Below are 25,033 nucleotides of genomic sequence, written 5' to 3' on the forward strand. Positions count from 1 at the left end.
GCAGACTTTCCTCTTAGACGATTTCGAGAGCAATCATGAATGAGCTGTTCACCCCTTACGATTTGGCCGGTATCCCGCTAAAAAACCGCGTTGTCATGGCGCCCATGACCCGCACCCGAACGTTGAACAACATTCCAAATGAATCGAACGCGCTGTACTACGCGCAACGTGCTTCTGCTGGCTTGCTGATCACCGAAGGCCTGCCCATCTCCGATGAGGCTCGTGGCTATCTGTACACCCCTGGTATCTACGAGGATGTGCATCTGCCGGGTTGGCGGAACGTGACTGACGCGGTGCACGCCAAAGGCGGGAAGATTTTTGCACAGCTCTGGCACGTTGGCCGCATGTCCCACGTGTCTGTACATGGCATGGCGCCCGTGTCTTCGGGCACGGTGTCTGCGGTGGATACCACGGTGTATGCCTGGATCGAGCCCGGCAAATCTGGCCCTGTACAGCCTAGTGCGCCACGCGCCCTAGAAACCGAAGAAGTAAAACGCGTCATCGCGGACTTTGTTAAGTCTGCGCGTATGGCGATGGATGCCGGTTTTGACGGTATCGAAATCATGGCAGCCAACGGCTTCCTGTTCGACCAATTCCTGAGCAGCGCCTTGAACACTCGTACTGATCAGTACGGTGGCTCCATTGCGAACCGTCAGCGCTTCCTCCTGGAAACGATTGACGCGATTGCAGCTGAAATCGGTGGATCGAAAATTGGCGTGCGTTTCTCTCCGTTCGGTCGACTGTACGACTTCGGTGTGTACGAAGGCGAAGAAGAAACCTGGATGAGCATGGCGGCTGCCCTCAACGAACGAGAGCTGGCATTTGTTCACCTGAACTACCAGCCGACCATCCTGGCCGCGCAAACACCACCAGGTTTCGGCGCTGCGTTCCGTGAAGCTTACAAAGGCACCTTGATGGCTGCTGGCGGCTTCACCAAAGAGATCGCAGAGTCTGAGCTGGCCAAAGGCGAACTCGACCTGATCGCTTTCGGCACCGCCTACATCGCCAACCCGGATCTGGTAGAGCGCATGCAGAACGATTGGCCGCTGGCCGAGGGTGATCGCGAGACCTACTACGGGGTTAGCGATTCCATTGATAAGGGTTACACCGACTACCCGGAATACTCAGCTGCGAAAGCCTAATACTCCCGTTCAAGACCTTAGGAGAACACCATGCCACTCGTGACTATCAAAGGCATCGAAGGCGTTTTTACCGACGAGCAAAAAGCAGAGGTCATTCGCAAGGTAACCGACGCTATGGTGTCGGTGGAGGGCGAAAACATGCGTGCCCTGACCTGGGTCATTTTCGAAGAGGTTAAGAGCGGAGACTGGGGCATCGCTGGCAACCCCGTGACTGCACAGGATGTTTTGAAGCTGCAAGCAGGTCAATAAGGCTTCATCGCTTAACTACTAGCTCCCTGATTGCTGAGTGCATCTACGCTCAACGGTCAGGGGGCTTTTTCCGTTCTAAAAGAACGCCCAGCTTGTGGGGGATCACGCCGTGATTCTGATCATTTACGCCCATCCTTACCCTGAGAAATCCAACGTAAACGAGCTGATGCTCAGGTTCACAGCAACTAATCCTAATGTTGTAATCCGCTCCCTGTACGACCTTTACCCCGATTTCAATATCGACGTTGAAGCCGAGCAAAAGGCCGTGGAGCAAGCAGACCTGTTGGTTCTCCAACACCCTCTATATTGGTATAGCTACCCGCCACTTTTGAAGCTGTGGATCGATAAGGTCTTCACGCAGGGCTGGGCCTACGGTGCGGGCGCTACTGCGTTGAAAAACAAGAGTCTGCTGTGGGCCGTAACCACGGGCGGAGAGCACGATCATTTCAAGGCGGCGACCACCCAGGCTTCGCGGTGTTGTCCCAACCCCTTCAGGCGACCGCGAACTACTGCGCGATGAACTGGTTGAGTCCTGTAGCAATTCACGGCGCATACAGAGCAGATCAAACTGCACTACTCAAGCAAATTCGTCGTTACGGCGAGCGCCTGGCCTCATGGAAGGAAGACTGAATGGAAACCCACAGCCTGATTGAAATGCTCATCTACCTAGGCTCGGCTGCTTTGATAGTCCCGATTGCCGTCCGGTTGGGATTGGGGCCTGTTCTGGGCTACCTGATAGCCGGCTGCGTGATCGGCCCCTGGGGCTTGAAGCTCGTGACTGACGTCGAGTCCATCCTGCACTTCGCCGAAATTGGCGTGGTCTTGATGCTGTTCATCATTGGTCTGGAACTCGACCCCAAGCGTCTTTGGGCAATGCGCCGTATGGTCTTCGGGGGCGGCGCGTTACAGATGCTGGCGTGCGGTATTGCCATCGCAATATTTTGCGCAGCCCTAGGCTTGAACTGGACGGCTGCATAGCTGGTCGGCCTGACGCTGAGCCTGTCGTCGACTGCTATCGCCATGCAGGCCATGAGCGAGCGAAACATGAACTCCACCGCTGTAGGTCGTAGCAGCTTTGCGGTGTTGTTATTCCAGGACATCGCAGCGATTCCCTTGGTGGCAATGATTCCACTGCTGGCCGCAGATGGTGGTACGCCCTCAGGGGCAGCGCTGGCCCTGTCTATCGCCAAAATCGTCGGTGCAATTGTCGCAGTGGTTCTCTTGGGTCAGTACGTCTCTCGGCCCGTCCTTCGCTTCGTAGCGCGCTCTGGCCTGAGAGAAATCTTTAGCGCCGTCGCACTGTTCTTGGTGTTCGGGTTTGGCCTCTTGTTGGAAGAGGCGGGCTTATCCATGGCCATGGGCGCTTTCCTAGCCGGCGTCCTGTTGGCCAGCTCGGAGTATCGTCATGCACTGGAGAGCGATATCGAACCTTTCAAAGGGCTGTTGCTGGGTTTGTTCTTCATCGGCGTGGGTATGTCGATTGACTTCGGAACGCTGATCGACGCCCCTCTGAAAGTCATCACCCTGACGTTGGGCTTCATCCTGATCAAGCTACTCGTGATCAAGCTTTTGGGTCGATTCCTGAATGTCCCAAATGACCAGCGTTCATGGCAGGCGGTATTTCTCGGTCAAGGCAGTGAGTTTGCCTTTGTCGTATTTAGTGCCGCCACGGTCGCCGGAATCCTAGTCGACCCTTGGGGTAAAAGCTTGACGCTGGCGGTGGCGCTGTCCATGGGTGTAACGCCTTTATTGATCCTCTTGCTCAATCACCTGGAGTCAGCGAACAAACAGGGCAGCAAGGAAGCGGACACCATTGACCAAAGTAATCCTCGAGTGATCATCGCCGGCTTCGGAAGATTTGGTCAGATCGCGGGACGTCTGCTGATGTCCTGTGGTTTCGAGGTAGTGGTCTTGGATCACGACCCAGACCACATCGAGACACTTCGCAAGTTTGGGGTGAAGGTATTCTACGGGGATGCCACTCGTCTCGATTTACTGCACGCTGCGGGTGCCGCACAGGCCGTGGTGCTTATCAATGCCATCGACAATCAGGAAGATAACCTGGCACTGACCAAGCTGGCCCAAGAGCATTTTCCATCCTTGAAGCTGGTCGTGCGCGCTCGTGATATGGGACACATCATCACGCTGCGTCAGATGGGTATTGAAGACGTAGAGCGAGAGACCTTTGAAAGCGCACTTTCTCTCGGGCGCAGAGCTTTGGAGCAACTAGGGATAGGACGCTACGAGGCCCGTGAGCGTGCGGATCGGTTCCGCCGTCTGAACCTGGAAATGCTGGAGGAGATGGCCGCTCAACCCGATGAGGATACCGACTTCAGATACGACGCTTACAAGCGAGCGAACGCTTTACTAACTGAGATCTTCAATGAGGATCGCGCTCATCCAATTGACGCTGGCCCAGGTAAAAACGAGTCTTCGACATCACCAGGTGCATAGGCGACCAGACTGATGAGCATGGAGGACGCCCGATTAGCTGGCGTCTTCCAGCTCAGCGATGATCGCTTTCTTCAAGGCTGAGACCGATTTAGACCCTGCGAAGACTTTCAACAACCGGCCTTCGTTAAACACGGCCAAGGACGGCACAGAGCGGATGCCGTACATCTGCGCAATCGTCGGAGACACAGCGATATCAATCTTCCCAAAAGATGCTATCGAATGGAGTTTTGCTTCGAGCTCAAGAAAGACCGGCCTCATTTCTTTACAGGGTTTGCACCAAGAGGCGGAGAACATAACGACACTGCTGCCTTTGGCTACGAAGCGAGCAAATTGGGGAGCACTCAACTCAACGATACGGCTCATCTGGGTCTCTCGTTCTGTGTCAGGGAAAAGCGGCACCTTGAGAGTGCCGCCATCCAATGCCAGTCAAATTTCGCAGCCATCGATCCCGCAGACCTGGCCCATTGATGCGCTATCCAGGGATTTCGCCTCAGCTGCCATCTGATTCAACGCCTGAAGGAAGGAGGCGTCTGTCTGTGCGCCTGATACCGAGACCGCATTATTGAAGACGAACAGCGGTACGCCGGAACCCAATTGGGCGGCAAACTGTTCATCCGCTTTCATCTCAGCGCGCAGCTCTGCAGATGACCAAGCCAGTTGGATGGACTCATCCGACACACCTGCGCCTTTAGCAATCGCCGCCAAGCTGGCGCGATCAAAAAGGGACTTACCGTGGCTGGTACTCTGCTCGTACAGCGCTTCCACAAGACGCTTTTTTACCTCCGAGTCTTCAACAGCTTTTACCAGCACATGAGCATCCGCAGTATCGCCAAACATCATGGTGTCAAAGCGGTAATCCAGCCCGTCGGCCTCGCCATATTTACTGACAGTACTCATCATCGATAAAGCGGAGTTTGCGTTACCGAGCTTACGCTTCAAGGCCGGAATCATCGGCTCCGGAGCATGGTTGGCAGCCAGCCGATAGGCCCGAACGTTGACCTGTACCTCGTCCTTCTCTGGGAAGCATTCAAGTGCTTTCTCAAAGCGGCGCTTGGCAATCCAGCACCAAGGACACACATAATCAGACCAGATATCGACAACGTATTTTTTCGAAGGAGTTTTCATGATTTATCCTGCACGAAGAAATGAAGACTGAATTGCCACCATTTCAAGCAAATGGTTAAAACCAGCCAAAGGGTCGGTTGATCGACCGAGTGTCCAATCAATGAGGCTGGCTCCCTCCAACATGCTCAGCAGCATGAAGGCGAAGTTTTCAGCGGTTGTTCCCAGTGACCAGTTGTGCTGCCGGACGGCGTCCTCGAGGGTGCTTTGAAGCCAGGCGAGCTGCGAATTGAAGAAATCCCTGGTAAGCCCTTGGAGCGATAAAGGCAACGCAGCCATTTCCGCTGCCAAGGCGCCGCATAACGGCAGCAGCCCCTCATTCGCGCTGATCACGAAAAGTCGGGAAAAAGCCTGTAAGCGCTGCAGTGGCTCGGAATGCATGCTCTCGATTGAGAGCAACGTCTCATTGAATCGAGCGATGTAGTCGTTGATCAGCTCCGCGCCCAGGCACTCCTTGGTAGGAAAGTGATGGTGAATGCTGGCTTTTTTGATACCGATCTTCGCGGCGAGATCAGCGTAACTAAATGCTGAATAACCCTTGGAACGCATCTGGGTTTCCGCATAACTCATAAGCGCAGCTTTTGTCGTGATAGACATTCAGAACTCCTACAGCCAGCACCCTTTCCACCGAAGCAGTGCATTGGAAAAGCGCCTAGCTGGAAGGCGCTACACGCAGTGCTTGCTACGGTATTAGGCGCGTACCGCCATCACCCCTGCGTCCACATCCCAGATAGCGCCGGTCACCCAGGACGTTTTATCGGAGAGCAAAAAGAGGATGGTGTTGGCGACGTCTTCGGGAACACCCACTCGACCCAACGGGTGGAAATCATTCAGCGACTTCATCGCATCCGGGATTGCATCCTTGTCCATGAAGCCTTCATAGATCGAGGTGTGAACAATGCCAGGTGAAACGGCATTGACCCGGATACCTGAGTGAGCCAATTCAACTGCGAGGTTTCGGGTAACTGCATGCAGACCCGCCTTGGCCATCGAATAAGCAGTCGCAGGAGAGCCTGCCAGGGCGGCTTGGGCACCAATCGAACCAACGTTGACAATGGAACCTTCGCGTTTGGCGGCAAGCATGTTCTTGACCACAGCCTGAGTGATGAAGAATGTGGCGCGGTTCAGATCCAGGTACATGTCGTAGTCAGCCTCATCGTGCTCGATGAAAGGCTTGGGAATGAATATGCCTGCAGAGTTCACCATGAAACCAATGTCGCTATGGTTGGCATTGATCTCGTTGCGTACATGATTCATCCCTTCCTCCGTCATGAGGTTGGCAACGATCACGGATACGTTCCCCAGCGGACTCAGCTCGGCACGCACAGTCTCGGCTTTATCCTGTTTGCTGCCGGTGATAACCACGCTCCCGCCCGACTTCAAGAACTGGCGAGCTGTTTCCAAGCCCATGCCACTCGTGCCGCCGACGACCAACAGTTTTTTGCCTTTAAAAAAATCGTTCATTGCAGACTCCGTTTATCCAGATTTCATTGAGGGTGGCACCGGCAAGCAAACTGCCGGTGCACGCCTGGCTCGGATGTGACAAGGCTTGGGATCAGCCCTCACGCACTTCGAGGGTTGGCACCATGCGAATGGCTCTGGAGAAGTTTGCGTAGTTGACCGATGTCTTGAGCACCAAGTTGTGCAGCTCTTCCACACGCTCACGCGAGGCGTCGGTGTGCAGGCGAATGACAACACTGACTTCGTCGTAGCCTGGGTTAACGCTTTCGTCGATGCCCAGGAAGCCGCGCAGGTCGAGGGTGCCGTCAGTCTCGATCTCCAGGCTGTGAATTTTGATGCCCATCATCGCGGCATTGGCGGCATAGCCGACCGACATGCAGGCGTTGAGAGCAGCCATCAGCAGCTCCTGAGGGTTCGGCGCAGTGTTTTCACCCAGCAATTCATTTGGCTCGTCGGCAACGATTTCGAAATCACGCGAGTAGGTTTCACCGGCGAGGCTGTAGCGGCTTACTTTGGCCACGGAGCGGGTCTGGCCTTTCCACGCGGTCTTAACGTTGAAGCTGGCGTGGCGCTTGTTCGCATTCTCAGCAACACCTTGAGCAAACTGTTGCAGGGCAGCTACGTCAATACCGTTCAGGTTGTTAGTCATTTGGTAAATCCTTTAGGTTACGTAAGGTCGCTTGAATGAATCGCTGACCAAACAACCCTACCAACTAGATGGTTTGCTTGCAAGGAGTTTAGCCAAAATTCTTAAGCAGGTAGCTGTAGAGACCAGCATATTGGAGTGCGCATCGAGGCCTCTCCCCGCGAGTAAATCCAGGCTAATCAATGGGATAGGGCGATGACTGGTCAAGAATCAGAGAGATAGCGCGGGAGGAAATCAGCGGCTTCCACATCCGCTGAGCGGCTGTGTGAAAGGGAAATAACGATTAGAAAATGCTGACAGGGATGTGCTCTGTTCTTGCCCGAGCCGTGCAGTGCCAAGCCATACGCTGTCTTGGCACTGCACGATTTCAGTGGGTCTGCCCCGCGTGCAAATTTCTACCTACAGTAGCTTGAAAGTCTTTACGCGGTATCAGTGCTGCAGGAATGCCCTTCAACAAGAGAACAGCTCCGCATGCAAGTACAGCTGAGAAAATGCATAGGCCGTAGTTTATGGATCCGGTAGTGATCTTGATCCAACCGATCACAGCTGGACTGGTGAAACCGCCCAGCAAGCCAATGGAATTAATTGCGGCGATTCCACCTGCTGCCGCAGAACCGGACATGTAGGAGGTTGGAATTGTCCAGAAAACGGGCATCGCAGTGAGTATGCACGTAGCTGCTAGCGTGATCGCGCCCAAAGAAACCACCAAGCTTTGGCCGAACCACACAACCATTAAAAGCCCGATGCAACCACCGAACATACACACAGCCAAATGCCAACGGCGCTCCTGTTTCTTGTCAGAGTGTTTGCAAATCAAGATCATTCCAATTACGCCTACGATATAGGGTATTGCAGTCAGCAGGCCTATATTTACTGCGTCGGAAATTCCGTGCTCTCGAATCAGAGACGGCAACCAAAAGCTTATAATGTACAAGCTAGCCGAGATAGAGAAGTAAACAGCGCCGAGAATATAAAGTCGATAATCCTTCAGTGCTGCACCAAAATGATGAGTCTTCCCTTTATCACTTGAGTTCTCTTCCGCCAAGGCGTCAACAACAATGCTCTTCTCGCTGTTACTGAGCCAGCTGGCTTCGTTAGGACTATTCGAGAGCACAAAGAATACAGAGATACCCAATATAAGAGTGGGGATTGCCTCAATCACGAACATCCACTGCCAGCCCCGGTAGCCGAGCACACCATCCATGTGGGCTAGCAGCCAACCCGAAACGGGCCCGCCGATGATTCCTGCAACTGCGATTGCGGACATGAACATCGCAATGATTTTTCCCCTCATTGCAGACGGATACCAGAATGTCAGGTAAAGGACGATTCCTGGGAAGAACCCAGCCTCAAACGCACCTAGAAGAAATCGTGCAATATAGAATTGCATTGGTGTCTGGATAAACGCAAAGCTGCCCGAGATTAGTCCCCAAACAATCATGATGCGCATTAGCGTAAGCCGGGCGCCAATTTTCTCCAGAATCAGATTGCTAGGTATTTCGAACAGAAAATAGCCTAGGAAGAAAATTCCAGCACCCAACCCGTATACAGCGTCTGAAAAATTCAAATCCTGTTTTATATGAATGGCCGCAAATCCGATGTTCACACGATCAAGATAGGCGAAGACGTAACATATAAAAAGAAACGGAATTAGGCGGAGCGTGATTTTTCTGTAGATATCGGGCGCCTGCACGCAGCCATCCGCGTTACATTTCTCTTGGCCGCTCACAGCATTTGATTTATTCATGATGATGCCCACCTGAACCGAAAGGCATCAAAGAAGAGTGCGGTTTTGAGTTCGTAGGCTTGAAGATTCTTGTCGCTGTAAATTGAGAGGTTGTCATTTTTATTCTCCCGTTAGTTTGATTGCGAGGAGTGATCCCCCTCGCTTTAATTAGCTGTTACAAGCCTAGGTATCCTTTAAAAGCTCGAGCAGGGCGGGCTCGCATCATGTCTTCGATTGGATCACATCCCCAACCTGGAGTGTCAGGCACAACCATTGCGCCATTTTTGATCTCCGGTATATAACTAAAAAGATCCTTGTCCCACGCCAAGCGATCAATATCATGCTCCATGATCCTGAGGTTCGGAACCGCAGCCGCGAAGTGCACGTTCATCATTGTTGCTTGATGGCTATAAAAATTATGAGGCGCGACATTTACGTCTAGTGCATCGGCCACATGCGCAATCTTCATGGATTGCCACACTCCATTCCAAACTGCATCAATGATCGCAACGTCAACGGCTTGAGCTTGTAGATACGGTAGGAACTGACGTATGCCGAACAGCGTTTCGCAGGCTGCGACTGGTGCGTGGCTTTGCGAGCGTATGTATGCGAGGGCTTGGGGATTATAACTGTCCAGTTCTATCCAAAAAAAATCATAGTCACGCAGCGCTTTGATGATCTTCACGAACCCTTCAGTTTTGAAGTTGAAGTTTAAGTCGATCAAGAGCTCCGTGTCTGGGCCCGCACCTGCTATCAAGGCATCAAGGTGGGAGCGCACACTCGTGACCAGCTTCTTATCCAGGTTCAGGGAAGGCTCGTACGGGGCCGCGAATCCTGGCATCCACTGCCGAATACCGCGCTCGTCATGGACGAACAAATTTGTCTTAACCGCCGGGACTCCCAGCTCGCGTGCGTCCACGCCAGCCTGCGTAACCCCACTCAGATCGGTGATGACCGGACTGTAAAATTTTGGATGGTTGATGCGCCAGGTAGCGCAATGCGACCAGTACACAGGGATGCTATCTCTGTGCTTTCCGCCCAGAAGCTCGTAGCACGGTACTCCCAGCGCCTTCCCTTTGAGATCAAGAAGCGCATTCTCGAAAGCCCCGAGAGCTTCTGCCGCCAGTCCGTGGGGAGCTGGTCTCAAGGTCGCAGCAAGTGGGCCAATCACCGCTTCGTGACCCAAAACTGACTGCCCTATAAGTCTGGGCGCAATTTTTTCGATCACGCCAGTGAGGCCAGCGGGCCCGAATGCTTCATCGTACTCGGCCCACCCTACAGTCCCATCGTCAGCAACGATCTTGAGGTAATGGTAATTCCGCCAACCTGCGTCACAAGCAATAGTTTCGATCTGTTCAATACGCATTTTTATTGTTCTCCAAGGCCATATCGTCCAACAGTTAATTGTTAACAATCGACGAAATCGATCCTAGGCCCAAAGCTTTGGCTCGTCAACACCCTCTCGATGATCCCCATTCCCAGCGGGGACGGATGCTAGAAAAGCGAATTGTTAACTGTTGACAGCCACCACCTCGGTTGCCACTATCGTGGCATGAACCAGAAAAATGCCCTGTCCATTTCCGGCGAAAATATCGACCGCCGCAGCCTCGACCGTAAAGCAGCAGACTGCATCCGGGATGCCATAATTTCTGGACAGCTTCCCCTTGGGTCTCGTCTTACCGAGATCGGCTTGGCGACACAGGTCGGCCTATCCCGCTCGACGATACGAGCGGCTTTGCACCGGTTAAGCGGAGAAGGATTGGTGGTTCAGCACGCGTATACGGGGTGGGAGGTGTTTTCGCTCTCATCTCACGATGCGCGCGAACTGTACACCCTGCGGAGCTGCCTCGAAGGTCTGGCTGCCAGGCTTGCTGCGGAAACTATCGATGCGGTCGGTAAGACCACCTTGCTGGCAGCACTCAAGACTCTTGAGGTCGCAATTGAAGTCAAAGACTGGCGCGGGATTGCTGAGGCAGATCTGGCGGTGCACAAGCTGATCGTATCGATTGCCGGCCATCGTCGGCTTCTCGAACAGTACGCGCTGATCATTGATACAGTGTTACTCTATATCCTCCACACCAACAGGATGGTCGAGAGTGCAGAGTCGATCTACCCAGAACACAGGGCTTTAGTAGACGCAATTGTGTCTGGTGACAGCATTTTGGCTGAGCGCTTAGCGGCAGACCACGTCACTTCCCACGGACAAAGGCTTGCGAAATCCTTGGAGGCTACCGGGCATTGAGCTTGCCCTGCGTAGCTCTGAAGATCGAAATGTAACTGTGGCTTCTGGCCCTCTAACCGGTTTCATGCTGCGAGCGGAACTCACTGTCACCATAGACCGACCATCAGACTAAAAGCGCCAGCAGATCTCCGTTCAGGATTGCGTAACCAGCAACGCCTTATTGGATTGGCATCGAATCACGTGTAAAAGCTCACGGCCCCCTAGGCGAATCCTCGACTTCCTCTAGCCACCCCATCGTAATTTCAGATCGATCCTCCGCTCCCTCATTCCCTGACATCGAGTCAGGAATACCCGAGTTCATATCCAGTTCCGCCGTGTGGGCTACGTTCATCACGAACCAACCTGCCCAATCCGCCGAAGCATGCTCCACATCACCGCGTGCCCACCAACCCATCGCCGAAGCGCTGCCGAGGATGAACTTAGTCAAAAGGCGCTAAAAGACTACCTAATGGTAGACATTTAAAAAATGTAGATTAGTATGCGAAGGAAGCGATAGGAATCTCAGCCGACACTCACCCACAATCGTGGTCATCCGGAAGCTCGTATGAATACCTACAAGAATGCATCAACCCTTTTGGCCCACGCGTCAATTGACCCGGAGCAGCATCACGGTTTTGTGAATACACCTGTCTACCGAGGCTCCACCGTCGCGTTTCCCACATGTGAATCGATGCGTGAAGGGCGTCAGAAATACGCCTACGGACGCTGGAACAATCCCTCTACCGAGGCTCTCACCCAAGCCATCCAGCTTTTGGAAGGGGCAGAAGGCACTGTTCTATGCCCTTCAGGGCTCTCGGCTTGTACAACTGCCATACTTTCAGTAGTGGGAATGGGTGATCATATTTTGATCGCTGACAACGTGTATGCTCCTATCAGAGCCTTTTGTAAGCAGGTGGGTGAGCGTATGGGGATCGAAGTGTCGTTTTACGACCCCACGATAGGGTCAGGCATCAATGATCTCCTTCGATTCAATACCAGAGCCATCTACCTTGAATCGCCAGGCTCACTGACGTTAGAAATACAGGATATCCCAGCGATAGCCAAAGTTGCTCATGACAATGACATTCTCGTCATTGCAGATAATACATGGGGCACGCCGCTTTACTGCCAATCGTTAGAGCTTGGCGTAGACCTATCAATCATGGCAGCAACCAAATACATCGTTGGCCACTCAGACGCAGTTCTTGGCACCGTGTCCGCATCCAAACGTGCATGGGAGAGTCTTAAGCAATACCATTTCAGCATGGGTTTATTTGCTAGCCCTGACGATGTGACGCTAGCTCTTCGGGGAATGAGGACGCTTGATGTGCGACTGGAGCGACACTATATAAATGCAACAATAGTAGCCAAGTGGCTGGAGAGCCGAGAGGAAGTAACCGGGGTCTATTATCCTGCATTGGAGTCTCATCCCCAACACGAATTGTGGAAGCGAGATTTTAAAGGGGCATCTGGTTTGCTGTCGTTTACGACAACGCCTTCTTCGCAGTTAGCTGCTGACGCTATCCTGGACAGCCTATCGCTGTTTTCAATTGGTTACTCCTGGGGTGGCTTTGAAAGCTTGGCAATGATGGCAGATCCAAAGCCTGTCAGAAGCGCTACACGCTGGGAAATTGATGGTCATTTGATCCGACTCCACATTGGTCTTGAGGATCCATACGACCTTATCGCGGATCTTGAGAATGGCTTTGCGCAATTTAACAAGTTGCGTAATCAGTAGTAGCTGATATTTCTTGAAAAGTGCATCAGGCACAGTTTCAACCGGACTGCGCTCCAAGACAGGTAATACCGTATTCGTTCAGTTAGGAGCGTTTGGTGCCGCAGCAAACAATTAAGAAGTTTTCTTTCAATGGCACCAGAAAAGTAATTCCCCTTACGATTCTGGCCATGCTAGCCTTTGCAGCCAACTCGCTACTATGCCGACTTGCACTCCGTCACACTGAAATAGATCCTACATCTTTTACACTGATACGGTTATTAAGCGGGGCTGTTATGCTCTGGGTCATTGTAGCAATTAAAGGTGTTCGCGCCCGCCGCTCTGGAACTTGGCTTGGTGCCTTCACATTATTTGTCTACGCTTTCGCTTTTTCATACGCGTACGTACATTTGGAAACTGGAGCAGGCGCACTCCTGCTGTTCGGTGCAGTACAACTCACCATGCTAGGATACGGGTACTACAAAGGCGAAAGGATGCAAGCCGTAGCGATTCTGGGCCTCGTACTCGCCATAGGAGGGCTGGTTGCCTTACTGCTCCCAGGAGCGACATCGCCTGCACCGGCTAGTGCTGCACTAATGGCGCTTTCAGGTGTTGCATGGGCCATCTACTCCTTAATTGGCAGGCAATCGAATGACCCGCTCGCTTCAAGCGCATGGAACTTCCTGAGATCCATCCCCTTCATGCTTTTGGCCTCAACACCTTTCCTAGGTCACCTGTCCATCGATCTTACAGGTGTTCTTTGTGCGATTGGTTCAGGCGCGATTGCTTCGGGACTAGGTTATGCGATTTGGTACGCAGCCTTGCGTACGCTTTCCTCATTCCAGGCCGCCTCCATCCAGCTGAGCGTTCCTGTATTAGCATCGCTGGCGGGAGCTCTAGTTTTAAACGAAAGCCTCACCTCTCGTTTAGTGATCACATCACTTGCCGTACTGGGAGGCATCGGTCTAATACTGAGCGGTAAACGTTCAGCGGAATCACGCCGGTGAAGAGCCTGCCAATAAGGCTCTCAATGCTTAGATTGAGGAGCTAAAAGCCCGGCCAGAATCAAATCAAACCCAGAAGACTTCTGATAATCATCGTTCATGGCCCACGAGACAAAGCTTGCACCCTCAAGAGTGTTCAGCATGAACCTCGACACCTTCGTAACATCCAGATCGGCTTTGAACTCACCCAACGCTTGGCCATGAGCAAGGTTCCCTTGGAGCCAGGTGAGATGGATTTCAAAAAAATCCTTGGTCAATGTCCGTAGACTTTCCGGCAGGGCCAAAAGCTCTGCGGCCAAAGCACCACAGAGGGGAAGCATTCCATTCTCACTGCTATTCGAGAACATCAAGGCAAAGGCTTTAAGTCGGTCGACGACGCAGGTATTTTCGTCATTGATAGCGTCTAGCTGATTTTTGAAACGAAACAGGTAGCTTTCGACGATGGCAACCGCCATGCCTTCCTTGGTAGGAAAGTGGTGGTGAATACTTGCCTTCTTGATACCGATGTCTTCTGCCAGATCGGCATAGCTGAAGGCCGCATAGCCCTTTGTGCGCAACAGGATTTCAGCGCTGGTCAAAAGGTCTGAACGTGTACTCATGATGCGGCATCCGAATTTGTCATCCGGACATCATAAATTAGTCACTCCTCATAAGACAGCTTTCGCAATGAGCAGCACCGCGCTACCTGATGTGTGAAGCGCTCTGAAATGCCAGCCACAACAGGTTAGCGGCTGTGAGCGTTCATTGCTGGCCGAGATCATCAAGCGATGTCGGTCGCCCAAGCTCCGCTTTGAAGAGACTGCTCGCTGCCCCCAGCGTCCTCACATGACTTTTGCGTCTCCAGGCACACGCGTAAAAGCTTGGAGTGCTGGGTAAAAATCGCTGAAGTCTGCGCTCAGCAGCTCATAGTTACCTTCTAGATGTTCGAACAACCCCATCAAGGCCCTCTGGTCTGGAGAGGCGCTTCGAGATTACGCCCAGGCCATATCCAATCATTTCAATGTCTCTGTAGGCGCACAGCCAGTCCTCCGAGATCATCAAGGGCTCGACCTGCGCCAGTGACGAAGGAAGGTTAGGCTCTGCCTCCAAGATCCCGTAGATCTGCTGCGCGAAGTCATCCAGCGGGACGTTAGAGTATTGCTCCCAATCGCGCGCGAGGCAGTGGTCAAAAAACATATCGAGAGCGATCCCGGCATAGCGCCTTTTCTCGCTGGGAAATCGTGACAGCGCTCGCTTGACGACCCGGTGGGCGTCAGTGAATGCATCAATCGTGCGATGCAGCTGAATCGCCGCCTCAATTTTAGGAGAAAAGCGCCCTGCGAGTGGGCCTTTAACAAAGTCCCCGTAAAGGCTACCCAGGAGCTCGTCAGACGACTGCCCCCCAAGGTGCAGATGAGCCAAATAATTCATCCAATGCCCCTCCATGCAGGTAGCGGTCGACAGTCAAGATAGCAGACTCGCAAATGTCCTATCTACTAGATGGGTACGTCCCAGGGCTTTATCAACTTTGAACGTATTTTGAAGCTCATCCCCCTAAAGCTCTGCACATCGCCGCTAGCTCAGCTGAATCTGAGCTGCTCACTCACGAAGGTATTGAAATCATGAAAAGCGAACAGGTTGAAGGCGTTATAGAGAAGGTTGCCGGCAAAGCTCAAAGCGCAGTGGGAAAACTACTGGGTGATTCGAAGATTGAAGCCGAAGGTGCGGGACGCCAAGCTGCTGGCCAGCTGACTCAAACCTATGGCGATGCGCTTGATAGCGTGTCCAAATTCGCGAAAGAAAAACCAGTGGCTGCAATCGCGATTGGTGCAGTAGCCCTGCTGGTACTTAACCGGCTCCTGCGCCGCTGATCCAGGTTGATTCAGGCAGAAAGGACTCTCCAATAGAGAGCTGCCTCCTGCGCTCATCCTCCCGCCCGTTGATCCTGCCCATCGGTCGGCAACGGGGGCGGTTGTACCGATCCAAAGCCAATACCCCGTGATCGGCAGGGAAGTTTATCGTGACGTTACAGCATGATCTATTGGGCGCTCTGCCAACGGGTCTGCGAAATCACTGATCTTCGTGAAGACCGTCATCAGATAATGGCTCAAACGCCGTAGCGTTTGTTTCCTCCCGACGTTATGCAGTACCGACCACCGCGAGGCCCGATGCACACGTTGCCCGATGAACAAGGACAGGACGAGCCGTACGCGGGAATCTTTTGGCGAGAAGGCTGTACTGGCTGAGTCACTGGTTTGGGTTTCGAAACTACGTAGCAGCCCGACCCGCTGCAAAGGCTTTTCAACGAAAGCCATTGGGAAGACTGACTATCAGTGCTGATGCGCGCCCATTCATTCCGGGTCTCGAAGACCTGAACCTTTTCCCCACGCTTCAGCTTCGAGACGACCTTACCGCCTGGTTGATCCCGGACATTGAGATTATCAGCACTTACAAAGTGCTCAGTCGCAGAGGCAAGAGCCGGCGCAGAGGACTGAGCTGGCGAAATTGACGTTAGCGTATTTGGCGTGCTTGGGACGCTCGGTTGTACCGGCGCAGGAGGGGCGTCTTTCTTCCCCATTCCCCACAGAACCGCAAAAAGAATCAGAAGCGGGACAAACCATGGTTGGGACTTCTTGCGCATATCCATTGCTCTCATTCAGCACGTGTTACACAGCTGTCTTCCTGACCAACCTGACGTCATCAGCTATTGCGAGCTTAGCCAAGCTTCCACTTTTTGCAGCCTGTCCAGTTCCGAAAGCTTGGGCTTGCCAAGATCCAGTAATTCAAGTAGCCGACTTCTCGCCTCAAGGGATGGAAACCATTCGACGACCTCCACGTTGCAGTGCCTTGAATCACTGATCGCCCATTTCACTACCATGTCTGCTGCGGCTCTGTAGTGGTCAGCCATGAAGAGTCTTCTGTCCTCGACGAGCCAGCCACGCTCCTTCAGTTGTTCGGTCACGTCAGTGATGCCCGTGTCGCCAAAAAACGCATCGGTGTCTGGATAGTGAATCCCTGCAAGCGACACCTTTGCAACGCCCGAATCTCGGTCGAAGTAAGACAGGAAATGCCATCCACCAGTGGTGCACCCTGAGTGAGGGAAATTGATAGCGGCCTTACCAGTTATGTAGTGCAGGCGAGAAACGCGTCTGAAGCCAAAATCGAAGAGTGGCTGGGTCATGAGTAGGCTCGCTTCCTTCGTTTAGAGACCTACCGTAGGCCGCTACTCGCCAGCCGTAAAGAGGCGATAGGTACGTTCAGCATGATCTGGCTCTTCACTATCTCCGTGCTCAGGCCGGCAGCAGGGAGTATGCGATTCCAGGTCGTATAGTTCAGTAAATCGATTGCACGCTGAACAAGCAAGGGGCCTCCATAGGAATCATGTCGACCAGCTAGGAGCAGGCGATACTCTGATCGCTCTGTCCGTGATTGGGCGCTTCTACGGTATCCTCAAGACTTGATCCAAGACGGCTGTGTCACGCTCGGCAGGATGGACGAGCTGAAAGCACTGAGCTATGTTCGCTTGCAAGAGAAACGCGAGACCCCGCGATGACTCAGGAAAGGAATCGACGCGATGATTTATCAATGCAATGGATGCAGCAGGACTACTTTCGAGACGGCATGTCCATGGTGCATGGGCTCCCAGGTTTCTCCATCATCAGAGCTCACTCTGCGACACCTCACACCGCTGGATCCTTCGTTCTACCCTGATTTTCAGTACAGATCTAAAGGTTTGATTCAGGACTTCTTTGGTAAGAAGAAAGAGCAAGCCCAGCTCAACGACCTCTTGAACAATGTCTTGAGAAAATACGCGGAGCTGAAGCATCCATATTTCACAAACTTCATCCACACGACCCGCGAGAGTGCAGGTAGCGGTGATGACGCCGGCGTGCCTGGCCCACGCTTGGATGGTGTCTATAGCGAAAGAGAACTGTTCAGGGAGGTTTTAATTCGCAAAGGCTTTGATGAGCTCGAAGGCCTTCCATCTCTCATGGACAAGCTGTTGCAAACAACCGCCTTCAACTCAGTCTACCTGGGTTTTTCGAGAGAACTCACGCGCCACATCCGTGCAGACCTGGCCGACACCTTACGCTCTTGGATTGAAGAGGCTGGGACGACGTTTAGGTCTGATCTGGCTCTGTTCTATTACTACCTGTGGGAAAATGACATTACATTCCCAAATGTCCAATGCAATCCCCAAGCGGCTTCGACATCTGGTGTGCCACTTCTCCCGCTACAGGTATTTAGGACTGGCCTGAGCCTCTGCGAGGAGATCTATTTCGACATTCTCGTGGAGCGGCTAGGGTCTCGGCTGGAGCATTTCAACCCTAATCAGTTCATCACTATGTACCTGGTAGATGCCATGGATGGGTTTCAGTTTGAAGCCTTCCTGGTTGAGATCTTCCAGACCATTGGCTATGACGTTAAAGAGACGAAGAAAACTGCTGACCAGGGCGCCGATCTTTTCGTTACCCGGTTCGGTAAAAACATGGTGATCCAGGCAAAAAACTATTCGGGCTCTGTAAACAACGCAGCAGTGCAGCAAGCAATCTCTGCTAAAGCCTTCTACGGATGTGACGAAGCGATGGTCGTCACTAACTCCTATTACACGAAATCAGCGAAGGAGTTGGCCAGCACTGCGGGCGTGCGACTAATCGACCGCGATGGGCTCCAGAGCTATCTTGATGACTACAACCAGAAGCTTATTGAGGTCTTCCAGGCTGAAGAAGGAGCATAACCTCAACTTAATCCAATACATCAACCAAAAACAACGCAACGGAGATGCGCTATGACAGCAGATGCTTTTTGGAAGCCATTTGAAGTAGAGATAAAGGACTTCGACGGCCTGGTGCAGGTTATTAATCAGGTGATGGACAAAGCAGTAGAGAAAAACATAAATTTCGCTTGGCGCGGGCAAGTCGACGCTAGTTGGGCACTACATAGTTCTCTGTACCGCAGAATGAATATTACTCGAGATAGGGTTCTTCCAGAAGATGATATTGAAAGGGCTGAAGGGGAAATACTCGTTGAATTACATCGGTGGGGTCTCCATTCATCCAATCATGGTGGCAGGCTATCAGTGCTAAAGCAACTCGCTATGCTGCAGCACTATGGTGCGCCTACGAGGTTAATTGACATTACGTTCAATGCTTGGGTTGGTGTATGGTTTGCAGTAGAGGAAAAATGGAGTAACGGAGTTCTGAATGAAGACGTGGACTCCAGGCTTTTTGCATTCGATATTACAGACAGACTGATCAATGAGAAGGCAGAGTTTAGGCCTTGGGAAGACTCCTATCATCGACCATGGAAGAGTGGTGCCATCGACGATCTAGATAGAAAGGAGTGGACTACGTCAGTTTACGCCTGGAAGCCTTCGAGTTTGGATGCACGAATTGCAGCTCAAAATGGAGGCTTCCTTTTTGGAGGTGTTCCTGCAAGTAGTAAGCCGGATAATAAAAAGTTTCAGTTCCCCAAATCCCCCAATTGTAACGATGGATGGTGGTCGATTGAGGAGGGGCGAAAAGCCTGTTGTATTGCTGCCAGGCCTCATGTTTTTGAATCGATTAAAGGTAAACGTCCTGGGCCGGGTGCACTTTACACTTTTAGGATTAGGGCAGCTGCTAAGGCGGACATAAGGCAGCGACTGGAAAAACTATTTGGGTATAAGCACGCGACTATATATCCTGATTTTTCTGGTTTTGCCTCATTTGCTGCCCCCCACATAAAAAGCTATTAGTTTTTCAATCATAATGCGTCTGCTTTTAGTTTGTTGGGCTTGGTAAGTATGAAAAATTATAATTCGACTCACCCTAGCTTTAGCAGCCGGCGCGCAGGCCACTATGGTCAAACCCAAACCCAAACCCAAACCCAAACCCAAACACGGGCGACGTTGCCAAGTTCAGCATCCGAACAGGGCTTCAGTCAGTGCGATGCAATGTCACCACGCTGTTTAATAATGCTCCTTGGGGCTAATGATGTGATGCTTATGTCTCCATGCGGGTTTTATCGCTCAAGGTAAGGATGGGATATGTCAGGGATACGGCAGCACTTCATTCCAAAGTTTTTGCAGAAGGGGTTCAGATCTACATGTAATGGCAAGATAGTCCGGTGTTGGGTATACGAAAAGAATAAGCCCCCCAGATCCGCGAATATTCAGGACGTGGGACTTGAGAGGTATTTCTATGCCGTTGACGGTGAGCCAGATCTTGACGATAAGATTACAGACGCGGAACAGGACGTATACGCACCTTTGGTAGACCACCTACGTGCCGGCAACCTCAACGCTGCCGTGATCGAGAACATTCCAGGATTGTTGGCTCACTTAGAAATCAGAAGCCGCCACGTCCGCCTGAATATGCAAAACATGGTCGATGAGTGCGCCACCCGCGTCCTTGATCATCTCTCCGATCCTGTAAACATCGGCGCGTTGAGCAGAAAGCATTTCAGACCAGACTCAGCCATCTTTGACAAGGCTTTGGCCGAGCAAGGCATCAGTCAGCAGCAGATTCAGGCTTTGCTCGCCATGGATGAATCAGCGCTTGAACGGATATTCGAACCCCTCGTAGATAATTTTGCATCTCTGATTCCAGCCCATTTGAGTCGTATCAAGTCCGCGATTCCCAACATGATAAAAGGTAGCCATGTCCGCATGCTTAACGAGTCTATCTCGCCAGCCGCGCGCGCCTATCGCTTCAGCTCGCTTCACTATGCATTTCACAAATTTGAGCCTGGCGATCTTCCTTTGGGGGACTCTGTCCTTCTGTTTCATGTTAGCGGTGAACGATCCTTCAAGCCATTTTTGGACAAGGATGATGAGCTTGTTCACGTGGTGCTGCCACTTGCGTCAGACAGATACCTTCTGGGGGCAAAAGATGCGGCTCGTTCATTGCCTCCCCACAAATTGCCACTGGAAATAGCTAGGTGCTCAATGCGGTATTTCATCTGCGCACATCAGAACGATCAAGCTGCCGATCTTCAAGCGGAGATAGGGAGCAATGCCAGCTGGCTTTCACCGAGAGAGATGAGCACGTTACTGGGCGAAGTGCTCCTAGGGTTTACGGCTGCGCAAAGGACGCCAAACCGCTGACCTGTACAGGAAACGCTGCAGTTGGATTACCAGCCTCCCGCAACGCGCAAGAGAGTGGCAGAGTAAGTAGCTGGACGTGGGGTACAAATATTCTCTAAGGCATCAGGACGCCATAGCCTCCCGTCACCAAGCCCTAGCGACCGTGGATTTTGATAAGAAGAGCTCGGCGGCAGTTTCGCGCTGAGTGAGACCTCTAGCTTTGCATGCCTGAATGGCAGCAGTCCGGTCGTCCCTGGCGGCGTTCTTGGCTTGCTGTCCTCCCAGTTCAAGCTGTCGAGCCAATTCTGCATGCCCGCCGAGACGACCAAACTCGTTCAAATCAGATTTGATCCTTTCCAGGATGGAATCCGTCGACGCCTCTTGGTCAGCAGACTGCAGCAGAACCATGAGCGTGGACGGTTCCACCTTCAGCGTTTCAGCCAACAGGACGAGCATCTCTAGACTGATATTTGAAAAGCCGGCTTCGAGCTTGTAGAGGTGCTTTCGATCAGCGGGCAATTCCGCCTGGCTTACACCCTTCAGCGTTCTAAGAGCGCGGATCACAGCCGCGAGTGCGGAGCGGGGTAGCATAAGACAGCTCCAAGAAATGGAGCATGAAGTCAGATTGCCACGCCCCATTCGACGGTCTATAGTACCCATTGTGGGGCAGGCGCCGGTGCGCAGGACGTCTGGAACGATACTTCCAGCTTGGCTGATCAACCTAGTGCGGCTGCTTCAAATTTTACGAATGGCTAAATTCATAGGATATGTAGTGATTAAATTCGACTGCGCTAAAGTCTCTGGGAAGCTTGATTATGTCAAAGTGACTAATCGCATGAACAAAGGGATTAAAGCGACCGTGAGTCTTGATGGTCAGAAAATACCCAACATCCAGATGGAGACAGAGTTCTTCGAGGAATTGAATGAGGGTGACAACGTCACGCTGTACACCATCGTCAAAAACTCTAAAAGTAAAGAAAAGAATTTTGGCGTTTTATACGGCTTTGAGAACGGTAGCGGTGTGAAAAATTTCGCTACCAAGTATCGCTTGCAGGTACCATTTTTACTTCTTATCTATGCATTCATAGCTTTCGCAGTAGTGTTCGTTGTTGGATGGCCGATTTCACTTTACTTACTCCTGTTTCTACATTTGGCAGAGCCGGGCAGCGGTCTCACCCAAATCACGACTTGGGCTTTTGTAGAAGCCTGCTTGGCTGCAGCATTTTTCCTGCACGCTGCTTGGCGAATGCTTAATGCCACATCTGATCCTAAATCTTGGACGGCCATGGATCCTGCAACGCTGTCCAGTCGTTTTAGCAAACTCCATAAGTGAGGGAGTCGGGCGGATTTCATCAACGCCCTTAAGCACTTCCATTTGTTACTACCCATCGCAAGCGGAGCGCGCAGGCGTGCAGGATGAGCGCCCGGAGGGCCGAGACACGGCTTGCTATGGCTCGGTTCACGCCACCCATCCGCCGTTAGGCGGCACGCCGTTGTCGCTACTCGGCTTTGAACCACCTCAGAGGAGCCTGCAATGGCCAGTAAGGAGCTCAGCGAGCTTGAGAGAGCAAGACGAAGGACTCTCTGGGCACTTGCCAGCCTCCATCCAGGTGATTCAATGGCACTTGATGTCTTAGCCATCCTTGACGATGTCGACGGCCAGGAGCGAAGCAGCTCAGCCTGCACCCATTGGCCACTTAAGCTGAACGAGGTTCGTGACGTTGTCCGTATAAAAAGCCATCCCTCCGGCATCGATATTGTCTTGGAATTAGAAATCCCGCAGCCCTGGAGAGAGCGCTTTCTGCAGGCCAGCGTTGGATCAACGCGACTCCCCGAAGGCCCATATGCGCACGACTGGCAGAAATTTCTGGTTGAGTGTAACCGTCCGGCCAAGTCATCTACCCAGCCCTGCAAAGCGAAGACATGGTGTGCACTTAAATTAAGTGGACACCAGTTCTAGCCTTTCAAGCGGGTATTTCATGCAGCCAACACGCCGTTCCTATTCCAAATCCTTTAAAGCCCAGATCATTCAAGAGTGCGCCCAACCGGGCGCTTCGATTGCCAGCGTCGCGCTCGGTCATAGCCTCAACGCAAACCTCGTCCACAAATGGATTCGGCTGCAAGCGCAGAAAATCCCGGCGCCGCCACCTGCATTTATTCCGTTAGCCATGCCGCTGGCCGGGGCGAACTCCCATCCAGCATCATCGAATATCTGCGTTGAAATACAGCACCCACGCGGCATCATCAAAGTGAACTGGCCCACTGAAAGTGCTGCCGCCTGCGCGACTTTTCTTCGAGATATTCTGCGATGATTCGCATCGACTCTATCTGGCTCGCCACCGAACCGATGGACATGCGCGCAGGCACCGAAACGGCGCTAGCCAAGGTGATCGCGGTGTTCGGTGCGGCGCAGCCGCACTGCGCTTATCTGTTCGCCAACAGCCGCGCCAATCGCATGAAAGTGCTGGTGCATGACGGCTTCGGAATATGGCTGGCGGCGCGCCGGTTAAACCAAGGCAAGTTCCACTGGCCTGGCATTCGCCATGGTTCTGAGATGGAACTGGATGCCGAGCAACTTCAAGCATTGGTGCTGGGGCTGCCATGGCAACGCGCAGGTTCTGGAGGCTTGATCATACTGCTTTAACGGCTGCCATTAGCCTATCGGTCTATCGTCGCGAAAAGCCTGCTCTGGCAAAGTCCGGCGTATGACTTCTTCGCCCAATCTCGACCAACTATCTCCCACTCAACTGCGCGTCCTCGCAGCGCAGTTGCTCTCGCAAGTCGACACTATGGGCAAGAAAATCAACCGTGATCAAACAGTCATTGAGAAACTGACCCATGAGATCGCCCAGCTCAAGCGTTTGAAGTTTGCCAAGCGCAGCGAGCAGATGAATCCTGAACAGGCCAGCCTGCTAGATGACCTGATCGATACTGATATCGCGGCGATTGAGGCCGAGCTTCAGGCGTTGCAAATAGCACCAACGGCGACCGAGGAAAAGCAAAAGCCCAAGCGCACGGCATTGCCGGCAGAATTTCCGCGAACGTTGATCCATCACGAACCGGACAACACTCACTGCCCATGCGGCTGCGCCCTCAAGCGCATCGGTGAGGACGTTAGCGAGAAGCTGGACTACACGCCCGGCGTGTTCACCGTCGAGCGCCATGTCCGTGGCAAGTGGGTCTGCGATAACTGCGAAACGCTGATCCAGGCACCGGTTCCGGCGCAGGTCATTGATAAGGGCATCCCGACTTCGGGCCTGCTCGCACAGGTCATGATCGCCAAGTTTGCTGACCATCTGCCGCTTTACCGTCAGGAATCGATCTTCGGTCGAGCGGGCCTGGCGATTCCACGTTCAACCTTGGCTCAGTGGGTTGGCGTGACCGGAGTTCAGTTGCAGCCGCTGGTCGATGCGCTGCGCGAAGTAGTGCTTGGGCAACAAGTCATCCACGCAGATGAAACACCGGTGCAGATGCTCATGCCGGGAACAAAGAAAACCCATCGCTCCTATGTGTGGGCCTACGCTACCAGCCAGTTCTCGGATGTGGCAGCGGTGGTTTATGACTTCAGCTCCAGTCGCGCCGGAGAGCATGCTCGCAACTTCCTTCAGGACTGGAAGGGCAAGTTGGTCTGCGACGATTTTGGCGGCTACAAGGCCAGCTTTGAACTCGGCGTGACAGAGATCGGCTGCATGGCCCATACACGGCGCAAGTTCTTCGAACTGCACGCTACGAATAAAAGCACGCTCGCCGAGCAAGCCCTGCGCTATATCCAGTTGTTGTACGAAATCGAAAGAGAAGTCAGAGACCTGGAGCCGGATTTACGGCGCCGAATACGGCAAGAAAAAGCCGTACCGGTGATGGACAGGCTGCATGCCTGGATGATCGCGCAGCGTGATCTTGTGCCCGAAGGTTCGGCCATCAGCAGAGCACTCGATTACAGCTTTAAACGCTGGGCAGCGCTGTCGCGCTACCTCAATGACGGGGCGGTTCCCATTGATAATAATTGGGCGGAGAACCAGATCCGGCCATGGGCTCTTGGGCGCAAGAACTGGCTCTTCGCCGGGTCGCTGCGCAGCGGAAAACGGGCTGCGGCGATCATGAGCCTGATCCAGTCAGCGCGGCTGAATGGCCATGATCCGTACGCCTATCTAAAGGATGTTCTCATGCGCCTGCCGACGCAGCGCGCGAGTGAGATTAACAAGCTGCTGCCGCACATGTGGGCGCCTGTTTAATCGCGCAGGGTGTCTGC

Annotated in this window: 25 protein-coding genes and 3 pseudogenes; 16 read left to right on the forward strand and 12 right to left on the reverse strand. The window is 52.8% G+C overall.

Annotation, left to right across the window (positions count from 1 at the left end):
• Window positions 1–35: 35 nt before the first annotated feature.
• From IFT75_RS00835 to kefC, 4 genes and pseudogenes are all read left to right on the forward strand, one after another.
• Window positions 36–1,142, forward strand: coding sequence for an alkene reductase (locus IFT75_RS00835; RefSeq protein ID WP_192052838.1), 1,107 nt, complete (start codon window positions 36–38; stop codon window positions 1,140–1,142).
• Window positions 1,143–1,172: 30 nt separating this feature from the next.
• Complete coding sequence (locus tag IFT75_RS00840; RefSeq protein WP_122797573.1) at window positions 1,173–1,391, forward strand: tautomerase family protein; 219 nt, start codon at window positions 1,173–1,175, stop codon at window positions 1,389–1,391.
• A 109-nt stretch (window positions 1,392–1,500) separates the two neighbouring features.
• Window positions 1,501–2,021, forward strand: a pseudogene (gene kefF / locus IFT75_RS00845) (glutathione-regulated potassium-efflux system oxidoreductase KefF).
• Window positions 2,022–3,845, forward strand: a pseudogene (gene kefC / locus IFT75_RS00850) (glutathione-regulated potassium-efflux system protein KefC).
• Window positions 3,846–3,878: 33 nt separating this feature from the next.
• Here kefC and IFT75_RS00855 read toward each other — a convergent pair.
• The 7 genes from IFT75_RS00855 to IFT75_RS00885 form a co-directional block, all read right to left on the reverse strand.
• Window positions 3,879–4,208, reverse strand: coding sequence for a thioredoxin family protein (locus IFT75_RS00855; protein ID WP_192051340.1), 330 nt, complete (start codon window positions 4,206–4,208; stop codon window positions 3,879–3,881).
• Between the two features lie 63 nt (window positions 4,209–4,271).
• Window positions 4,272–4,970, reverse strand: a complete 699-nt coding sequence (locus IFT75_RS00860) for a DsbA family oxidoreductase (RefSeq protein ID WP_122797575.1) — start codon at window positions 4,968–4,970, stop codon at window positions 4,272–4,274.
• Between the two features lie 3 nt (window positions 4,971–4,973).
• Window positions 4,974–5,564 carry a TetR/AcrR family transcriptional regulator gene (locus tag IFT75_RS00865; protein WP_122797576.1) on the reverse strand — a complete coding sequence of 197 codons (591 nt, stop codon included), beginning with the start codon at window positions 5,562–5,564 and terminating at the stop codon, window positions 4,974–4,976.
• A 93-nt stretch (window positions 5,565–5,657) separates the two neighbouring features.
• The gene (locus IFT75_RS00870) at window positions 5,658–6,431 is read right to left on the reverse strand and encodes an SDR family NAD(P)-dependent oxidoreductase (protein WP_192051342.1); all 774 of its coding nucleotides are present in this window, start codon (window positions 6,429–6,431) and stop codon (window positions 5,658–5,660) included.
• A 91-nt stretch (window positions 6,432–6,522) separates the two neighbouring features.
• Window positions 6,523–7,077, reverse strand: a complete 555-nt coding sequence (locus tag IFT75_RS00875; RefSeq protein ID WP_192052840.1) for an OsmC family protein — start codon at window positions 7,075–7,077, stop codon at window positions 6,523–6,525.
• A gap of 364 nt (window positions 7,078–7,441) precedes the next feature.
• A complete protein-coding gene (locus IFT75_RS00880) occupies window positions 7,442–8,821 on the reverse strand; it encodes an MFS transporter (RefSeq protein ID WP_122797578.1) in 1,380 nt (459 codons plus the stop codon).
• A 154-nt stretch (window positions 8,822–8,975) separates the two neighbouring features.
• Window positions 8,976–10,166, reverse strand: a complete 1,191-nt coding sequence (locus IFT75_RS00885) for a mandelate racemase/muconate lactonizing enzyme family protein (RefSeq protein ID WP_192051345.1) — start codon at window positions 10,164–10,166, stop codon at window positions 8,976–8,978.
• Window positions 10,167–10,352: 186 nt separating this feature from the next.
• On the opposite strand from IFT75_RS00885, the gene IFT75_RS00890 reads away from it, so the two are divergent.
• The 3 genes from IFT75_RS00890 (at window position 10,353) to IFT75_RS00900 (ending at window position 13,742) form a co-directional block, all read left to right on the forward strand.
• Window positions 10,353–11,042: a GntR family transcriptional regulator gene (locus IFT75_RS00890; RefSeq protein WP_192051347.1), complete on the forward strand. Its 690-nt coding sequence runs from the start codon at window positions 10,353–10,355 to the stop codon at window positions 11,040–11,042.
• A gap of 544 nt (window positions 11,043–11,586) precedes the next feature.
• Complete coding sequence (metC, locus tag IFT75_RS00895) at window positions 11,587–12,759, forward strand: cystathionine beta-lyase (RefSeq protein WP_122797581.1); 1,173 nt, start codon at window positions 11,587–11,589, stop codon at window positions 12,757–12,759.
• A 95-nt stretch (window positions 12,760–12,854) separates the two neighbouring features.
• Window positions 12,855–13,742 carry an EamA family transporter gene (locus IFT75_RS00900; protein ID WP_192052842.1) on the forward strand — a complete coding sequence of 296 codons (888 nt, stop codon included), beginning with the start codon at window positions 12,855–12,857 and terminating at the stop codon, window positions 13,740–13,742.
• A gap of 20 nt (window positions 13,743–13,762) precedes the next feature.
• Here the strand turns inward: IFT75_RS00900 and IFT75_RS00905 are convergent, their stop codons facing one another.
• Window positions 13,763–14,338 (reverse strand): TetR/AcrR family transcriptional regulator, encoded by a 576-nt coding sequence (locus IFT75_RS00905; protein WP_192051353.1) that lies wholly within the window; start codon window positions 14,336–14,338, stop codon window positions 13,763–13,765.
• A gap of 222 nt (window positions 14,339–14,560) precedes the next feature.
• Window positions 14,561–15,149, reverse strand: a pseudogene (locus IFT75_RS00910) (acyl carrier protein phosphodiesterase).
• A 191-nt stretch (window positions 15,150–15,340) separates the two neighbouring features.
• On the opposite strand from IFT75_RS00910, the gene IFT75_RS00915 reads away from it, so the two are divergent.
• Window positions 15,341–15,589, forward strand: a complete 249-nt coding sequence (locus tag IFT75_RS00915; protein ID WP_192051357.1) for a CsbD family protein — start codon at window positions 15,341–15,343, stop codon at window positions 15,587–15,589.
• Window positions 15,590–15,825: 236 nt separating this feature from the next.
• On the opposite strand, the gene IFT75_RS00920 is transcribed toward IFT75_RS00915, so the two are convergent.
• Both IFT75_RS00920 and IFT75_RS00925 read right to left on the reverse strand, forming a co-directional pair.
• The gene (locus IFT75_RS00920; protein ID WP_342030343.1) at window positions 15,826–16,374 is read right to left on the reverse strand and encodes an SH3 domain-containing protein; all 549 of its coding nucleotides are present in this window, start codon (window positions 16,372–16,374) and stop codon (window positions 15,826–15,828) included.
• Window positions 16,375–16,422: 48 nt separating this feature from the next.
• The gene (locus IFT75_RS00925; RefSeq protein ID WP_192052844.1) at window positions 16,423–16,899 is read right to left on the reverse strand and encodes a hypothetical protein; all 477 of its coding nucleotides are present in this window, start codon (window positions 16,897–16,899) and stop codon (window positions 16,423–16,425) included.
• A gap of 393 nt (window positions 16,900–17,292) precedes the next feature.
• On the opposite strand from IFT75_RS00925, the gene IFT75_RS00930 reads away from it, so the two are divergent.
• From IFT75_RS00930 to IFT75_RS00940, 3 genes are all read left to right on the forward strand, one after another.
• On the forward strand, window positions 17,293–18,456 hold the full coding sequence (locus tag IFT75_RS00930) for a restriction endonuclease (RefSeq protein WP_192052846.1): 1,164 nt from the start codon (window positions 17,293–17,295) through the stop codon (window positions 18,454–18,456).
• A gap of 51 nt (window positions 18,457–18,507) precedes the next feature.
• A complete protein-coding gene (locus IFT75_RS00935) occupies window positions 18,508–19,455 on the forward strand; it encodes an FRG domain-containing protein (protein WP_192052847.1) in 948 nt (315 codons plus the stop codon).
• 291 nt (window positions 19,456–19,746) lie between these two features.
• On the forward strand, window positions 19,747–20,805 hold the full coding sequence (locus IFT75_RS00940) for a DUF4238 domain-containing protein (RefSeq protein ID WP_192052849.1): 1,059 nt from the start codon (window positions 19,747–19,749) through the stop codon (window positions 20,803–20,805).
• Window positions 20,806–20,928: 123 nt separating this feature from the next.
• On the opposite strand, the gene IFT75_RS00945 is transcribed toward IFT75_RS00940, so the two are convergent.
• Window positions 20,929–21,375 carry a helix-turn-helix domain-containing protein gene (locus IFT75_RS00945; RefSeq protein ID WP_192052851.1) on the reverse strand — a complete coding sequence of 149 codons (447 nt, stop codon included), beginning with the start codon at window positions 21,373–21,375 and terminating at the stop codon, window positions 20,929–20,931.
• A gap of 181 nt (window positions 21,376–21,556) precedes the next feature.
• On the opposite strand from IFT75_RS00945, the gene IFT75_RS00950 reads away from it, so the two are divergent.
• The 5 genes from IFT75_RS00950 (at window position 21,557) to tnpC (ending at window position 25,016) form a co-directional block, all read left to right on the forward strand.
• The gene (locus tag IFT75_RS00950) at window positions 21,557–22,117 is read left to right on the forward strand and encodes a hypothetical protein (protein ID WP_192052852.1); all 561 of its coding nucleotides are present in this window, start codon (window positions 21,557–21,559) and stop codon (window positions 22,115–22,117) included.
• Between the two features lie 201 nt (window positions 22,118–22,318).
• Window positions 22,319–22,744: a hypothetical protein gene (locus IFT75_RS00955; RefSeq protein WP_244652195.1), complete on the forward strand. Its 426-nt coding sequence runs from the start codon at window positions 22,319–22,321 to the stop codon at window positions 22,742–22,744.
• A 19-nt stretch (window positions 22,745–22,763) separates the two neighbouring features.
• On the forward strand, window positions 22,764–23,096 hold the full coding sequence (gene tnpA, locus IFT75_RS00960; RefSeq protein WP_054096639.1) for an IS66-like element accessory protein TnpA: 333 nt from the start codon (window positions 22,764–22,766) through the stop codon (window positions 23,094–23,096).
• On the forward strand, window positions 23,093–23,428 hold the full coding sequence (gene tnpB, locus IFT75_RS00965; protein WP_122797586.1) for an IS66 family insertion sequence element accessory protein TnpB: 336 nt from the start codon (window positions 23,093–23,095) through the stop codon (window positions 23,426–23,428). The genes tnpA and tnpB overlap by 4 nt, the downstream gene beginning before the upstream one ends.
• 61 nt (window positions 23,429–23,489) lie before the next feature.
• The gene (gene tnpC / locus IFT75_RS00970) at window positions 23,490–25,016 is read left to right on the forward strand and encodes an IS66 family transposase (protein WP_122797585.1); all 1,527 of its coding nucleotides are present in this window, start codon (window positions 23,490–23,492) and stop codon (window positions 25,014–25,016) included.
• The last annotated feature ends 17 nt before the right edge of the window (window positions 25,017–25,033 follow it).

It is taken from the genome of Pseudomonas sp. CFBP 8758 (genome assembly GCF_014841725.1).
GTDB classification, from domain to species: Bacteria; Pseudomonadota; Gammaproteobacteria; order Pseudomonadales; family Pseudomonadaceae; genus Aquipseudomonas; species Aquipseudomonas baltica.